Genomic DNA, 15,558 nt, shown 5'->3' with positions numbered 1-15,558 from the left:
CGGTCAGGGCTCGCGGCGCGGCATCGGACGCGACTTCCACGACAGCGAGCCACGACGCCTGCGCACGTGGGATTCCGCGACGAGGCCGACGAACGCGAGAATCGACACCGGGTGCAGCGCAGCATCGACTGCGTCGACCACCCCGAACCGCAATCCCACCTCGCTCCGCCGGGTGGACATCCGAGACACCGTTCCGGCGAGATACCCGGCGAGGCCGAGGCGACGTGTGACACCCGAGGACGTGAGCGCGGTGATCGGGGGCAGTACGTACACTGCCGTCAGTGCCAGGGCCGCCGCAGCCGAACCGGCCGGTCCACCGAACTCGCTCCACAACCACCGGCTGTAGCCGGACCGCAACTCCGCGGCCGATCGGTACATCCGGCATCGGACGAACCCCGCACCCGACGCCACCGCCGTCGAGAATCCTCGTCGACGCAGAGCGCGTGCCAGATCCAGGTCCTCGGTTGCGCTCGCCGCCACGCGGCTGTGGCCCCCGATGGCGCGATAGGCGGCGGCGTCGAAGGCCATGAACTGCCCGCAGGCGACCGCCATCGACGGTGCGAGAGTGGCGTTGCCCAGAGGTACCGGAAGCGTGGACATCCACGACCAGGCGAGCAGCGGCTGGACGAGTCGCTCGACGGTGCTCTCGGCAAGTTGCTCCGGCCATGGGCACAGCAGGGAGGCACCGCGCCGTCGCAGTACCCGGGCCGCTGCCGCCACCGCCTCCGGTTCGAGTCGCACATCGGCATCGACGAACAGGATCAGCGACGTCATCGGGTCGTCCTCGTCGGCCAGTCTGGCGAGCTCGGCGCACGCTGCGGCCTTGCCGGTCCAGCCGGCCGGGGGAGCGACACCGGAGGTCACGACGCGAATCCTCGGGTCACCGTCCGCAGCCGCACGGGCAGCGGACGCCGTTCCGTCGGTCGAATCGTCGTCGAGGACGATCACGCGCAAGTTTGTGCACGATCGTTGCCGCGTGAGGTCGCCGATCAGCGCAGGCAGCGTCGCAACCTCGTTGCGGGCGGGAATGCAGACGACGACGCGCTCGGTGACGTCGTGGTCCGGGGAGCGCAGGCTCGGCATGAACCGAGAGTTGAACACCGACAATGCGGCCGACGCTGTGGCGAGGACGCTTGCCGTCGCCGTCGTGCGCGCGAGCAGGCGGGCTCTCACACAGACGTTCTGTCGGCGGAGCTTCCGGAGTCGGTGTTAGGCGACCCGCGGCCCCGCAGCGGTGGGTTTCGCGACACCCAGGCCATGGCCCCGACGATGGCCGCGACGCCGACGGTCACGCCGCCCACGATGCCGGCCCAGCCGGCGAAGCTGCGGGTGTTGGGATCGGGATAGTTGACCTCGGCGCGCAGCGAGGTGACCTCGCCTGCAGGCAACTTCCACGAGATCGAGTTGTCGCTCTCGCGGGTGCCGTTGGTGGTGCCGATGCGGGCCGGGAACGCGATGGTGAACTGTACGTCCGAGCCCTGCACCGGAACGGAGGAAAGATCGGCGTTGCCTGCCAGAGTGACGGTGTCACCCGAGCGCTGCAGCGTCAGCTGGAACGATCCGGCCGCGTTCTGGAAGATCGAGCAGAGGGTCTGCACGTCGCCGAACGACAGATCGTCGAAGATGGCCTGCGACCCGACGTATCCGTCCTGGTTGTACGGCTCGACGCGAACCTTGTCCTCGATCGAGGAGGGCACCACCAGTTCCGGGCCGGTGTCGGAGTCCGATGTCGGCACGCTGGCAGCCACGATCTGACCCGCGACGCGGTCGTTCGCCGACACGCCCATCGTGACCTGCACACGCAGGCAACCGGCCAGCATCGGCGCGACCAGCAGCGCCAGCGCGACCACCGAGAGAACGCGGCGGCGGTGGGTTCGATGAGATGTTCGCGATGTCGACTGCACAGCGACATCGTGCCAGGACATCGAGGTGATGTCAGTCGGCAGGGGTTGTCAGCGAGGCGTGTCGGTACCGGAGCGATCGACGGCCGCACGCGGTCCGGCCCCGAGTGGTCGGTCGCGACGGGCAATCCACACCAGGGGGATGCCGACGAGGCCCATGACGACGAACCCGTACACCGCCGAGTATCGGAGTTCCGGACCGTCGAGGAACACCGCGTGCGCGAGCGCCGACCCCAGCCACGTCCACAGGAACAACCCGATGGGCACCGCGTCGTCGGATGGCTGTGGGCGACCGACGGCGCGGTCGAGCGATTCCATCACCGCGGCCATCAGGGTGGCCACCACCAGCCAGCCGAGGTAGTTGGTGAGCGGAATCGACGGCACCCCGGGCAGCCCGGCGGAACCGGCAGTCCAGGTCCACTGTCCGTCGGTGACCATCTGCGGATCGAGATACAGGTCCCAACCGACCATCCCCACCGCGACCGCCACGATTCGGAGTGCGGTGGCGCGTACCTGCGTCGTATCGAGACGGCGAACGACGAAGGTCACGGCACACCAGATCGGATAGAACCCGGCCGTCCACGCCAGGGGAACCACGACAGGCACCTCGAACAGGCTCGGGCCCAAGCGATTCTGCGCGTAGAAGTATTCGCCGAACGGGATGCCGGTGGCCGTACCGACGAGTTCGGACGCGAACCCGGTACCTGCGGTCACGACGACGAGAATGGTGGCCCATACGATGCCGCGATTGAGTGCCGCGTGCAGGATCGACGCGAGCGCGAGCAGGGCCACCACCGCCACCGTCACCACGTCTCTGGTCGATCCCGACACCAAGGGGTAGAGGATCTGGCAGCCCACGGCAGCGGCAGCCACGACGATCGGCGCAACCTTCATACCCGTTTCCTTCCGAAGAACGTGCGACGGCGGGCGGCGCGGGCGTCGGCGATCGCGATCCGCGCCGCCGAACGACCACTGGCCGCTGTCACCCCTCCGCCGGGATGGGTCGATGCGCCGGTGAGATAGAGCCCGTCTGCACCGGGGACCCGATGTCCGGCCAGTTGAGGATGCGGTCGCCACATCATCATCTGGTCCAGCGACATGTCCAGATGCATGATGTTGCCTCCGACCAGACCGAGCTCCCGCTCGATGTCGGGTGGCGACTGAACGAACCGATCCAGCACCGATCCTGCGAAACCGGGTGCGTATCGGTCCAGTTCGGCCACGATCCGATCCGCCTCGAACTCGGCCAACGAGCGCTCGCCGGGAACATCCGATCGCCACTGTCTGCCGTCGGCGAGGGTGTGGGGATGCCACTGCGACCACAGAGAGATCTGGTGCTGTCCCGGCGGTGCGATGGTGGGATCGAGCGCGCTGAAGGACATCCCCAGCACAGCCGGGGTGGGCGGCAGATCGCCTGCCAGCGCGTGCCCGTGTGCCAACCGCAGTTGGCTGCGGTCGCGTACCAGCAGCGCCAGACCGTGGGTGCCGTCCGCGATCCGGTCCGCGCTCGGGAACGCCGGAAGGGCGTCGGTGGCCAGTCTGACCGCGGTACCGATCCCGGGCCCCACCCGAATGGTGCTGCGCCACCGCGCGAGCTGCGCCGAATCGTGGCCGCCGGCTGCCAGCAGGTCGAGGGTGGTCACGATGTGGCAACCGGCCACGACGATGCCGCTGTCGATCTCCCGTCCCGACGCGGTCCTGGTGGTCCAGCCGTGTGGGCGGCGTACGAGCGAGGTCACGGCGTCGCCGAGCGTCAGTTCGGCGCCGTCGCGCTGTAGCCGAGCGATCATCGCCTCGGTCAGCGCGCCGCTACCGCCGACGGCGCGGCCCGGCGGAAGGGTGTGCATGAGGGCAGCGAAGCCGACCATCGGTGCGGTACCCGGCTCGGACATCGGCGGACCCGACTGTGCGCCGAACCACGCGAGTGCGGCCTTGAGTCGTTCGCTCGAGAACATCTCGTCCAGCAGGGAATCGCCGGTGGCCAGGAATTCCCGCGAGAGCATGCTGCCGCCGTCGGGCGCGCCGAGGCCCCAGAAGGATCGGAGCAGTTTCGCCCCGGTTGGTGGTCCGCCGAACGCACGCATGGTGCGTTCGCTGCGGGGACCCCAGACGGAGACGAAGGTGCGGTAGGCGCGTGCGTCGGCTGTGCCGCAGGCAGCAGCGATGGAGTCGCAGGTTCGGTCGAGATCGCGGTGGAAGACGATGCCGCGTTCGTCGGTGCCGACGGCCCCAGGCGCGAACGCCCAGGGATCGCAGTCGATGTAGCGCAGACCGAAGTCGGCGAGTCCGAGCTCCTCGATGATGCCGGTGTGACGAATCATGATGTGCGCCGACGAACCACGGTCCACACGGTGGCCGGGAAAGCGTTCCACCGTCGACACCGCGCCACCGGCAACGGAGTCGCGCTCGAGAACCTCGACCGACATGCCGGCGTCGGTCAGGTAACAGGCAGAGGTCAGGGCATTGTGGCCGGAGCCCACCACCACAGCATCGATCACACCCTCAGGCTACTGGCCCATCGAGAGGCAACCGGCGGCCCAGGACTGCGAAGGGGCGTCGGTCACCGGCGAACGTGAATTCGCGTAGTACGTCCGCGAAGCCGAGCCGCCGGTACAGCCGCCAGGCTCGATTGTCCTCCTCCGGTACCTCGGGTGTGGACAACATCACGTTCTGCGCGGAAACGCCGTCGAGCAGACGGCTGCACAGCCGTCCGCCGAGGCCGTGCCCCTGAGCGCTCGGCAGGACGTGCAACTCGGTGAGCTCGAAGTAGTCGTCGAGCGTGGCCTCGACGTTCTGTGGGGAATGCCCCGTGCGTCGCAAACCGTCGCGAACCTGTTGATGCCACCACTGGTGCGCGGCACCGTTGTAGCCGTATGCCACGGCGACCAGGGAATCAGGTTGTGTCGGGTCGGTGTTCGGGAGCAGTGCACCGACTGCTCGCCAGCCCGGCCGGTGCAGATGTTCGCTCCACATCGGTGCTCTGCTCTGTTCGGTTCCACGCGGATAGCCCATGGCCTCGACGTAGATGGACAGTGCCTCGAACAGCCGCTGGCGGAATTCCGGGGGCGTCAGATCGACCAGGTACGGCGTTGTCTGCGCATCGGTGACGACTGTTCTCAACCTTTCTTCGGAAACTTGTCGGTGGGCACAGCTATATTGAATGTGTCGAACGGGTGTTCGACAATCGGGGCCGAGTGCGCCGGTGGTTCCGGCTCGGATCCTCGAGTCGGAGTCTCCGGAGTTCGACTGTAAGGCTTCGCCACGGTTCCGGCCGCGCCAGGTGCGCGCCGGAGATTCGAACTGGAGGTGTTCGAGTATGACGATCACGAAGGCATTCGATGCCGGAGTGCGGTCGCCGGTGTCGCGTCAGGCTCAGGTTCTGTTGGGTCGAGCGGATGCTCTGCTGTCCGAGTCCATCGGGGAGAGCAATGCCGGAGATCGATTTCTCGGCAGCTACGCCGCCGCACTGAAAGGCGCGGCAGCGGTGCTCGCGTCGTTGCCGAACTCGATCGGAGCGCGTCCTCGTTCACGCAGCGCGTGGGTGTTGATGGCGAAGGCGGCACCGGAACTCGCAGTCTGGGCCGACTACTTCGCGTCCTTCTCGGCCACCCGGGCTGCAGTCGAGGCCGGTGCGTCGAGCACGATCGACGATCTCGATGCCGACGATTTCCAGCGGCACGTCGGTCGTTTTCTGAACTCCGTCGAGGATCGACTCGGCGGGCAGGGGCGTTTCGCGTCCGTCGACCCGATGACCGCACCCTTGTCGGCGTAGCTCACACAGCTGGACGTCAGCCGACAATCGCCACGTCATGCGGTGTTCGCACGGAGTTTTCGGGACGTGCGTCTCGAAAACTTCGGTGTTTCTCAGGAACACATCGACCGAGTAGGTGGTAAGCGGCCGATTCAGCTCGTATCATCGACAACAGGTAGCCGCCAAGGTCAGCTTCCCGTCGTTTCGTAACCGAAATGACCTTCAATATCTGTGCAGGGGGAGGTACCGTGCCACTCTCCGAGCACGAGCAGCGCATGCTCGATCAGATCGAGAGCGCTCTCTACGCCGAGGATCCCAAATTCGCGTCTCATGTGAGGGGCGGTCGCGTACGCGCGGCGTCGAGCAGGAGGCGCTTTCAGGCTGCCGCGCTGTTCGTAGTGGGACTCGTGTTGCTCGTCGCCGGTGTTGCATTGTCGACGAACAGTTTGGCTTTTCTCGTCGTCAGTCTCATCGGCTTTTTGTTGATGTTCGGTGCCGGGGCACTGTTCCTGTTCGGCGGTTCCAGCAAGGGAGCCGCAGCGTCGCAGGACGAAGGCAGCACAGCCAACGATGCTGCCGAGACGTCCGGGCGTTCTACCGGACAGAAATCGAAGGGTGGTCGCAAGGGCGGCAGCTTCACCTCTCGCATGGAAGATCGGTTCCGTAAGAGGTTCGAGCAGGACTGAATCGACCGGGTTACATCGAACCGGCTCGTCTCGACAACTTCACGCGTCGACGTAGAACAGCATCTCACCCTCGGGTGAGGTGCTGTTGTCGTTTTCTGCCCGCGAACAGACGCCGCAGAATTGCCTGCAGCCCTCCGCTCCGCGTCGAGGGCCGGCTCGAACACTCCCGCGCACGGGAGTTCTGGGATCCCTCCCCGACACTCCCCACTTTCACCCACATTCCCCACTTCTCCCCACCAAGGCCCCACTGAAGGGCTGAGATCTGCGTCCAACCGCCACACCCGACGTCGAGGTGCTGCTCAGACGGCTGCAGTGGTGGACCCAAGGGCCGTCGCTCCCGAATCGAACCGGCGATATCACCCGCGGCATCGCTGCCGAAGCAGCCGATCTTGTGCACGCTGAGCTGCATGAATGTCACTTTGGCCAAAGTTTTCCGGCGGCGGATGGTTCGAAGTGGGGGAGAGTGGGGTAAAGTGGTCCGCAGCGGAGAGTCGAGGCTGGAGGTGGCGAGTGTTTCTCGGTACCTACACGCCGAAGCTCGACGACAAGGGTCGACTCACGTTGCCGGCCAAGTTTCGGGACGCGCTTGCAGGAGGGGTCATGGTGAGCAAGGGGCAGGATTTCAGCCTCGCTGTCTACACCGCGGCCGACTTCGCGGAGCGCTCTCGGAAATTGACGGCGGCTTCTCGTGCCAACCCCAAAGCCCGTGCTTACGTTCGCCAGTTCTTCTCGGGAACCGACGAACAGCGGCCGGACGGACAGGGTCGAATCACCATCAGTCCCGAGCATCGCCGGTACGCGGGGCTCGAACGAAACTGCGTGGTGATCGGTTCGATGGACTTCATCGAGATCTGGAACGACGAAGCGTGGGCGCGCTACTCCGCCGAGAACGAACAGGATTTCTCCGACGCTTTCGACGAGTCCCTCGGAGGGATCTTGTAGCCCGAACCAGGTCGCCTGCGAGTGCAGCGAGGCCTCTGCCCGATCAGAACCCTGACGTTCTTCCCCAACGCCAGGTTTCGCAGATCAGGACCCTGACGTTCTTCCCCAACGCCAGGTTCCCTATCGGACAGGGACCTCGATGCATTCGCGTCGGCTTCGGTGGGCGACCCGCACGGCCCGGACCCGGGCGAGAAGTACGTACGCGCGACCGGGAGGAACCATGACGGAGGGCACCGGACCGGACGACATCGAGTCGTCCGCCGACCGACCCCACCGTCGATCCGCAGGCCCGCTCCACGTTCCGGTTCGACTCGAACGAGCCGACGAACTGCTCGGACCCGCACTCGGCTCCACCGGCGGTACTCGCGTCATGATCGACGCAACACTCGGCCTCGGTGGTCACGCCGAGCATTTCCTGCGGACCTACCCGCACCTGCACCTCATCGGACTCGACCGGGATCCCGATGCGCTCGAGCTGGCCGGAGCCCGTTTGGCTCCCTTTGCCGATCGAATCACGTTGGCGCACAAGACCTACGACGGCATCGCCGAAGCGCTCGACGAGGCCGGTCTGCCTGCTGTCGGGTCCGTTCACGCGATTCTGTTCGACCTCGGAGTGTCGTCCATGCAGTTGGACGAGTCCGATCGCGGATTCGCCTACTCCGTGGACGCCCCGCTGGACATGCGAATGAATCCGACCGTGGGAATCACCGCCGCAGACGTCCTCAACACGTACTCGCACGGCGACATCGCACGGGTCCTCAGCACGTACGGCGAGGAACGGTTCGCCGGCAAGATCGCTTCCGCTGTACTGCGACGCCGAGAACACACGCCGTTCACCACGAGTGGCCCGTTGGTCGAATTGCTCTATGCCGCAATTCCGGCCGCGACCCGGCGCACCGGCGGACACCCTGCCAAGCGCACCTTCCAGGCACTTCGCATCGAGGTCAACGGTGAACTGGATTCGTTGAAGGCGGCGGTACCTGCCGGGCTCGACGCATTGGCTGTCGGCGGCCGGGTCGTCTTCATGTCGTATCAATCGCTCGAAGACCGAGTTGTCAAGCAGGAGTTGGCACCTCGGATCAAGTCCCGCAGTCCCGAGGGGCTGCCGGTCGAGCTTCCAGGAATGGGTCCGGAGTTCCGGCTCCTGACCAGAGGTGCCGAGCGTGCCTCGGATTCAGAAATAGACGACAACCCACGTTCGGCTCCGGTGAGATTGCGCGCCGCCGAACGGATTGCAAGGAGAGCGGAATGACGGTTCCAGGCACAACCGTTGGAACACAACGCAATCGGGTTCCAGCACCGAGGAACAGGGTCGCTCCGCAGGCTCCACTCTCGCGACCCGAGCGTACGAGCAAGGGTGGTGGACGATCCGGCGCTGCACTTCGCGCATACGAGCGCAGGCAGCAGCGTGCGTCGATCCACACCTCGGATTCTGCGCGTGGTTCCGGGGCCGGTGCACGGCCTTCGCTCAACGGAAGCGCTATCGCCGCGCGAATTCCGTTCGTCGCCTTGATCATCGGCCTGCTCGCCATCGGTCTCGGTCTGACGTTGCTCCTGACCACTCGGTCCGCAGGAGACTCCTACGATCTCAGCGCCGCCAAGGCCGTCAACGCCGAACTCGCTCAGCAGCGGGCGTCGTTGCAGCGTGATGTGGAGTTGGCGGAATCGGCTCCGGAGTTGGCGCGCAAGGCCGCCGAGCTCGGGATGGTCCCGGCGAAGAACTCCGCGCGTCTGATCGTCGCTCCGGACGGCGGTGTCCAGGTCGTCGGTACTCCGGCTCCGGCCGACGGTGCGCCGGTGGCGCCGCTCGATCCGGTACCGGCCGCGGCCGCAGGCGAGGGCACCGTCGCGAATCCGAGCACGCAGTCATCGCAGCAGCAGACGCCGCGAAGCGCGTCTCAGCCCAACCGAACCTCGGGCACGATCGACACCCGCGCCGCCACGCCGAGTACAAGCAATGGAGCTGGAAACACCGCGCTTGCTGAACAATTGGTTCCCATGAGCATCCCCTCGCTCGAAACACCTGCGGTCGAAGCCCCCGAGTCCACCGGCGAAGCATCGGGTGGCGGGCAGTGACCAGGCCGTCGCCTGCTCCACGCCGTCGGCCCCCGAGCCGAAAGCGTCTCGACTCATCCACCTTTCGGTTCCGTCACGGCACCGGTCGCGTTCTGATGTATGTGGCGCTCGCCGTCGCGGCGGCACAGTTGCTGTGGATTCAGGGATTCGATGCGCCGAGGTTGTCGGCCGAGTCGGCGTCGCAACGCACCACAACTCTCGTCGATCCGGCGATGCGTGGATCCATCCTGGACCGCAACGGCAATCCGATCGCCTTCACGATGGAGGCCAAAGCGCTGACGTTCCAACCGGTTCGGGTTCGCAAGGAACTCGACGAGGCGAGGGCGAAGGACCCCACCGAGCCGGAGACCGAGCAGTACCTCGAGGACATCGCGGCCCGCATCCACAGCGATCTCGGCGATGTGATCAGCGAGAAGGACCTGCTCGCGAAGCTGAAGAGCAACGACGAATTCACCTACCTCGCCCGCGGAGTGGACGCCACCGTGGCGTCGAAGATCAGCAAGGATTTCAAGCAGGTCGGACTCGAGCGTCAGGACATCCGTGAGTACCCGGGCGGATCGCTGGCCGGGAACATCGTCGGTGCCACCGGATGGGACGGACACGGTCTGCTCGGTCTGGAGGATTCGCTCGACGCGACTCTGGCCGGAACCGACGGTTCGCAGACCTACGACCGCGGATCCGACGGTGCCGTCATTCCAGGAAGCTGGCGGGACAAGCAGCCGGCGGTCAACGGTTCGAGTGTCGAACTGACCATCGACGCAGATCTGCAGTACTACGTGCAACAGCAGGTGCAGTTGGCGAAGGACCTGTCGGGAGCGAAGAACGCCTCGGCGTACGTTCAGGATTCGCACACCGGCGAGGTGCTCGCCATGTCGAACGACAACACCTTCAACCCCGGTATCGGAGTCGGCAACAACGAGCGCACCAAGGAAATGGGCAATCTGCCCGTCACCACGCCGTTCGAGCCCGGTTCGGTGAACAAGATCATCACCGCGGCCGCAGCCATCGAGTACGGACTCACCACACCCGACGAGGTGTTGCAGGTACCGGGCAGCATTTTCATGTCCGGCGTGTCGGTCAAGGACGCATGGGACCACGGCGTCGTGCCGTACACGACGACCGGGGTGTTCGGTAAGTCCTCCAACGTCGGCACCCTCATGCTGGCGCAGCGCGTCGGTGAGGATCGCTACGCGGACATGCTCACCAAGTTCGGTCTCGGCCAACGCAGCGACGTCGGTCTGCCCGGCGAGAGCGCGGGAAATGTTCCGAGCCGTGATCAGTGGTCGGGTGGAACGTTCGCCAACCTCCCCATCGGTCAGGGCTTGTCCATGACGTTGTTGCAGATGACCGGGATGTATCAGGCCATCGCCAACGACGGGGTTCGCATCCCGCCGCGGATCGTCGAAGCGACAGTGGACGCCAACGGTCAGCGAACCGAGACCCAGCAGCCCGACGGGGTGTACGTGGTCAGTCCCGACACCGCGAAGACCGTCCGCAACATGTTCCGATCCGTCACCCAGGACGACACCGGGAACCAGCGCGGTACCGGCGTGGCCGCGGGGGTCGAGGGATACCAGATCAGCGGCAAGACAGGTACGGCTCAGCAGGTCGATCCCGAGTGCAAGTGCTACTCGAACTCGAACTACTGGATCACGTTCGCCGGCATCGCGCCTGCCGACGATCCCCGCTACGTGATCGGGATCATGCTCGACGCCCCGACCCGCAGCGCCGACGGTTCGGGCGGCCAGTCGGCAGCACCGCTGTTCCACAACATCGCCAGCTGGATGCTGCAGCGCGACAGCGTGCCGATGTCCGCGGACCCCGGACCCAAGCTGGTTCTGCAGGCGGACTGAGATCCCGACCCGCCGGTCCTCGTAGTCGGGGCGGCGACATCACGATCCCGGACGCCGGTAATCTGACACATCGGCTCGGGCGTCTTCGTTCGTCTGCCGCCGCGGCGTGATCGAGCCGCGGCAGGCGCGTGGCCGGCAGTAGAGAGGAAGGGAGCAGGAGTGACTGTGTCATCGGATTCACACCCGGCTCCGGGTTCACGTCCGGCGCATCCACCGCACACCGAAGTACGGGAGGTGGCGTCCGCGGTCGGTGCAACGATCGGCGAGGCCGATCCCGCCGGTGTGAGCGTGACCGGTATCGATCTGCGTGCACAGTCCGTTCTTTCCGGCGATCTCTTCGCCGCACTGCCCGGATCGTCTCGACACGGTGCCGAGTTCGTCGCCGACGCAGTCGAGCGGGGTGCCGTGGCGGTGTTCACCGATCCGGCCGGACTCGAGATCGTGCGGAGAGCGCTCGCAGGCACGGGTCGACAGGTTCCGGTTCTGGTGCACGAGCGTCCGCGCCAGGTGTTGGGTGCTGTCTCCGCTCTCGTGTACGGCAACCCGTCGTCGAAGATGACCGTCATCGGTATCACCGGTACCTCGGGGAAGACGACGACGTCGTATCTGCTCGAAGCCGGCCTGACTGCTGCAGGTCGTCGATGCGGTCTGATCGGCACCATCGAGACACGTGTTCTGGGCCGGCATGTACCGAGCGCGCTCACCACGCCCGAGGCCCCGCAACTGCACGCGCTCTTCGCCGTCATGCTCGAAGAGGGTGTCGACACTGTGGTGATGGAGGTGTCCTCCCACGCGTTGTCCCTCGGCCGGGTCGACGGCACCTGCTTCGCGATCGGTGCGTTCACCAATCTCTCCCAGGATCACCTCGATTTTCACGACTCTCTCGAGGACTACTTCTCGGCCAAGAGTCGGTTGTTCGCGGCCGACTCGGCGGTTCGTGCCGACACCGCCGTCGTCTGTGTCGACGACGCGTGGGGCGTGCGGATGGCGGACATCGCTCGATCGGCCGGGTCGGCCGTGGTGACGGCGTCGACCGGTGCCGATTCGCAGTGGACGGTCTCGGATTGGGCCAAGCACGACGACGGCACCCAGTCGTTCACCGTCGCCGATCCGCAGGGTGCGTCGCTGCCGGTCTCGGTTCGGTTGCCGGGTCGCTACAACGTCGCGAACACCGTGCTGGCGTTGGCGACCTGCGCGGCGGCCGGGGCCGACGTGCGCAAGGCCGTGACCGGGGTCGCGACGGTCGACGTGCCGGGCCGCGTACAGCGGATCGACCGTGGACAGAACTTCCTGGCGGTGGTCGATTACGCGCACAAGCCTGCCGCCGTCGAGGCCGTGCTGGCGACGTTGCGCGAATCCTCGCGTGGACGAATCGCGGTGGTGCTCGGAGCAGGTGGCGACCGCGACACCGCGAAGCGTCCCCTGATGGGTGCCGCCGGAGCGCGCGGCGCAGAGCTCCTGGTGGTGACCGACGACAACCCGCGCAGCGAGGATCCGGCCATCATTCGGCAGGCCGTCGAGGACGGCGCATTGTCGGTGCCGGACGAGGCCCGCGGTGAAGTACGAAACGTGGCAGGCCGCGCGGCGGCGATCGAACAGGCCGTGGCCTGGGCACGCGAAGGGGATGTTGTGTTGATCGCAGGTAAAGGGCACGAGACCGGACAAGAGGTAGCGGGTGTGAAGCATCCGTTCGACGATCGAGTGATACTCGCCTCGGCCATCGATGCGCGTCGGGTCGGCACGAGCGCGGGCGTACGGTGATCCCCCTCTCGATCGACCGCATCGCCGAGATCGTCGGAGGCACGGTGCACGATGTGCCGGATCCGTCGGTCGTGGTGCCAGGACCGGTGGAGTTCGACTCCCGCAAGGTCACCCCCGGCAGCATCTTCCTCGCCCTACCCGGTGCGAAGGTGGACGGTCACGACCATGCCGCCGCCGCGGTTGCCGCAGGTGCGGCGCTGGTACTGGCCGCGCGTCCGGTGGGCGTACAGGCCGTGGTCGTCAGTCCGGTCCCGCACGAGAGCCGCGCGATGGCACTCGAGAACGACCCGGACGGCTCCGGTTCGGCAGTGCTGTCCGCGCTCGGCGCTCTGGCCCGGGCCTCGGTGCTCGAGTTGACGGCCGCGCACGGCCTGACCGTCGTCGGTGTGACGGGATCCTCCGGGAAGACCTCCACCAAGGACCTGATCTCTGCGGTCCTCGAGCCTCTGGGCTCGGTGGTGGCACCGCCCGGATCGTTCAACAACGAGTTGGGACATCCGTGGACGGCGCTGCGAGCGGATGCCGAGACCGATTTCCTCTGTCTGGAGTTGTCCGCCCGAGGAATCGGCCACATCGCCGAACTCGCCACGCTCGCACCGCCCCGGATCGGGGTGGTCCTTAATGTCGGAACCGCGCACCTGGGCGAGTTCGGCTCGCGCGCGGCCATCGCACTGGCGAAGGGCGAGCTGGTCGAGGCGCTGCCGAGTGCCGCCGACGGGGGAGTGGCGATCCTCAACATCGACGATCGCCTCGTCGCCGAAATGGTCACGCGTACAACGGCTGCCGTCGTCACGGTCGGGCGCAACGCAGATGCCGACATCAGAGCCCTCGACGTGCAGGTCGACACCGACGCCCGGGCATCGTTCACGCTCGAATGCGCAGCGGGTTCGGTACCGATCACCCTGGCGGTGCACGGTGAGCATCAGGTCGGCAACGCCCTCGCGGCAGCGGCCGTCGCCCTCGAGTGCGGAGCAACGCTGACGCAGGTTGCCCAGGCGCTCGGGGCCGCCGCACCGACGTCGATCAGGCGGATGGACGTGCGCACCCGCGCCGACGGCGTCACCGTCGTCAACGACTCGTACAACGCCAACCCCGATTCGATGCGCGCCGCACTCAAAGCACTGGTGTCGATGTCGCGTCGCGACGACGGGCCGAAGCGCCGCAGCTGGGCGGTGCTGGGAGAGATGGGCGAGCTGGGTTCGGACTCGGTGGTCGAGCACGACGCGATCGGCCGCCTCGCCGTCCGCCTCGATGTCGACCGTCTGATCATCGTCGACTCCGGCCGTCCCACCCGGGCGTTGCACCAGGGTGCCGTCATGGAGGGTTCGTGGGGCGAGGAATCGATGCTGGTGCCCGACCGTGAAACGGCGATCGCAGTACTGCACGAGGAAGTGCGTCCCGGCGACATCGTGCTGGTGAAAGCCTCGCAGTCCGGGGCGATGTGGACCGTCGCAGACGCCCTGCTGGCCGATGCGTCGAGCGCCACCGCGGAGGGTGAGCAGTGAGGCAGATCCTCTTCGCCGGAGGCATCGCGCTCGCGGTCGCGATCCTCCTGACCCCGGTGCTGATCAAGACCTTCTCGAAACAGGGCTTCGGCCAGGAGATTCGAGTGGAGGGCCCGGCGAGTCACCAGTCCAAGCGGGGCACACCGACAATGGGTGGCGTCGCAATTCTGGTCGGCATCTGGGCCGGCTACTGGGGCTCGCACCTGATCGGTATCGGCTACGACGCAGACGGCCCTTCGGCCTCGGCCCTGCTCGTTCTCGGTCTGACCACGGTGCTCGGTCTCGTCGGCTTTCTCGACGATTTCATCAAGATCCGCAAGCAGCGCAACCTGGGTCTGAACGCCACCGGTAAGTACGTCGGTCAGATAACGGCAGCCGTGCTGTTCGCGATCCTGGTGTTGCAGTTCCGCAGCGAGAGTGGGCTCACTCCTGGCAGCACCCAACTGTCGTACGTACGCGACATCGCCACCTGGTCGATGTCCGCGGTGGTCTTCGTGTTCTTCGTCTGCCTGCTCGTGATCGCATGGTCCAACTCGGTCAACCTCACCGACGGCCTGGACGGCCTCGCAGCCGGGTCGATGACATTGGTGCTCGGTGCCTACACCGTCATCACCTTCTGGCAGTACCGCCAGGCGTGCGCCGGGCCCGCCGGGCCCGCCCCCGGCTGCTACGACGTTCGAGATCCCCTCGACCTGGCACTGGTCTGCGCCTCCGCAGCGGGAGCCTGCATCGGCTTCCTGTGGTGGAACGCCGCGCCTGCCAAGATCTTCATGGGCGACACCGGATCCCTGGCCCTCGGCGGTCTGATCGCGGGCCTGTCGGTGGTGACCAAGACCGAACTGATCATGGTGGTCATCGGTGCGCTGTTCGTCGCCGAGGCCGCATCGGTCGTCATCCAGGTCGCGGTGTTCCGATCCAGTCGCCGACGCGTGTTCCGCATGGCACCGTTCCATCATCACTTCGAGTTGGCCGGATGGGCCGAGACGACGGTGATCATCCGGTTCTGGTTGTTGGCCGCCATCGCGTCGGCCGTCGGACTCGCCCTGTTCTACAGCGAGTATCTCGCTGCTGTCGGCGGATAGG

14 protein-coding genes are annotated in these 15,558 nt (G+C 66.4%); 9 read left to right on the top strand and 5 right to left on the bottom strand.

Annotation, left to right across the window (positions count from 1 at the left end):
• Positions 1-3: 3 nt before the first annotated feature.
• The 5 genes from R3P93_RS07605 to R3P93_RS07585 are packed head-to-tail and all read right to left on the bottom strand — an operon-like array spanning position 4 to position 5,021.
• Complete coding sequence (locus R3P93_RS07605) at positions 4-1,173, bottom strand: glycosyltransferase (RefSeq protein ID WP_262498367.1); 1,170 nt, start codon at positions 1,171-1,173, stop codon at positions 4-6.
• Positions 1,170-1,925 (bottom strand): LppM family (lipo)protein, encoded by a 756-nt coding sequence (locus tag R3P93_RS07600; protein ID WP_188078656.1) that lies wholly within the window; start codon positions 1,923-1,925, stop codon positions 1,170-1,172. Before R3P93_RS07600 ends, R3P93_RS07605 begins: the two co-directional genes overlap by 4 nt.
• A gap of 27 nt (positions 1,926-1,952) precedes the next feature.
• Positions 1,953-2,795: a carotenoid biosynthesis protein gene (locus R3P93_RS07595; protein WP_094640127.1), complete on the bottom strand. Its 843-nt coding sequence runs from the start codon at positions 2,793-2,795 to the stop codon at positions 1,953-1,955.
• Positions 2,792-4,399: a phytoene desaturase family protein gene (locus tag R3P93_RS07590; RefSeq protein WP_149406122.1), complete on the bottom strand. Its 1,608-nt coding sequence runs from the start codon at positions 4,397-4,399 to the stop codon at positions 2,792-2,794. Before R3P93_RS07590 ends, R3P93_RS07595 begins: the two co-directional genes overlap by 4 nt.
• 4 nt (positions 4,400-4,403) lie before the next feature.
• The gene (locus R3P93_RS07585) at positions 4,404-5,021 is read right to left on the bottom strand and encodes a GNAT family N-acetyltransferase (protein ID WP_149406121.1); all 618 of its coding nucleotides are present in this window, start codon (positions 5,019-5,021) and stop codon (positions 4,404-4,406) included.
• A 196-nt stretch (positions 5,022-5,217) separates the two neighbouring features.
• Here R3P93_RS07585 and R3P93_RS07580 point away from each other — a divergent pair, with 196 nt between their 5' ends.
• The 9 genes from R3P93_RS07580 to mraY all read left to right on the top strand — a co-directional run bounded on the left by R3P93_RS07580 (position 5,218) and on the right by mraY (position 15,557).
• On the top strand, positions 5,218-5,673 hold the full coding sequence (locus tag R3P93_RS07580) for an SAV_6107 family HEPN domain-containing protein (RefSeq protein ID WP_068051989.1): 456 nt from the start codon (positions 5,218-5,220) through the stop codon (positions 5,671-5,673).
• A gap of 227 nt (positions 5,674-5,900) precedes the next feature.
• Complete coding sequence (locus R3P93_RS07575) at positions 5,901-6,338, top strand: DUF3040 domain-containing protein (RefSeq protein ID WP_068051986.1); 438 nt, start codon at positions 5,901-5,903, stop codon at positions 6,336-6,338.
• Between the two features lie 510 nt (positions 6,339-6,848).
• On the top strand, positions 6,849-7,280 hold the full coding sequence (gene mraZ / locus R3P93_RS07570; RefSeq protein ID WP_027497352.1) for a division/cell wall cluster transcriptional repressor MraZ: 432 nt from the start codon (positions 6,849-6,851) through the stop codon (positions 7,278-7,280).
• Positions 7,281-7,500: 220 nt separating this feature from the next.
• Positions 7,501-8,532, top strand: coding sequence for a 16S rRNA (cytosine(1402)-N(4))-methyltransferase RsmH (gene rsmH / locus R3P93_RS07565; protein WP_262498366.1), 1,032 nt, complete (start codon positions 7,501-7,503; stop codon positions 8,530-8,532).
• Positions 8,529-9,356 carry a hypothetical protein gene (locus R3P93_RS07560; RefSeq protein WP_262498365.1) on the top strand — a complete coding sequence of 276 codons (828 nt, stop codon included), beginning with the start codon at positions 8,529-8,531 and terminating at the stop codon, positions 9,354-9,356. Before rsmH ends, R3P93_RS07560 begins: the two co-directional genes overlap by 4 nt.
• Positions 9,353-11,209 carry a peptidoglycan D,D-transpeptidase FtsI family protein gene (locus R3P93_RS07555; RefSeq protein WP_068051974.1) on the top strand — a complete coding sequence of 619 codons (1,857 nt, stop codon included), beginning with the start codon at positions 9,353-9,355 and terminating at the stop codon, positions 11,207-11,209. Before R3P93_RS07560 ends, R3P93_RS07555 begins: the two co-directional genes overlap by 4 nt.
• A 159-nt stretch (positions 11,210-11,368) precedes the next feature.
• A complete protein-coding gene (locus R3P93_RS07550) occupies positions 11,369-12,970 on the top strand; it encodes a UDP-N-acetylmuramoyl-L-alanyl-D-glutamate--2,6-diaminopimelate ligase (protein ID WP_094688474.1) in 1,602 nt (533 codons plus the stop codon).
• Positions 12,967-14,475, top strand: coding sequence for a UDP-N-acetylmuramoyl-tripeptide--D-alanyl-D-alanine ligase (locus tag R3P93_RS07545; protein WP_149406120.1), 1,509 nt, complete (start codon positions 12,967-12,969; stop codon positions 14,473-14,475). The genes R3P93_RS07550 and R3P93_RS07545 overlap by 4 nt, the downstream gene beginning before the upstream one ends.
• The gene (gene mraY, locus R3P93_RS07540) at positions 14,472-15,557 is read left to right on the top strand and encodes a phospho-N-acetylmuramoyl-pentapeptide-transferase (protein ID WP_032394385.1); all 1,086 of its coding nucleotides are present in this window, start codon (positions 14,472-14,474) and stop codon (positions 15,555-15,557) included. Before R3P93_RS07545 ends, mraY begins: the two co-directional genes overlap by 4 nt.
• The last annotated feature ends 1 nt before the right edge of the window (position 15,558 follow it).

This window comes from Rhodococcus cerastii (assembly GCF_033042195.1).
Taxonomy (GTDB): Bacteria; Actinomycetota; Actinomycetes; order Mycobacteriales; family Mycobacteriaceae; genus Rhodococcoides.
The sequence above is the reverse complement of the archived record's forward strand: the minus strand, read 5'-3'. Positions and strand labels throughout refer to the sequence as shown.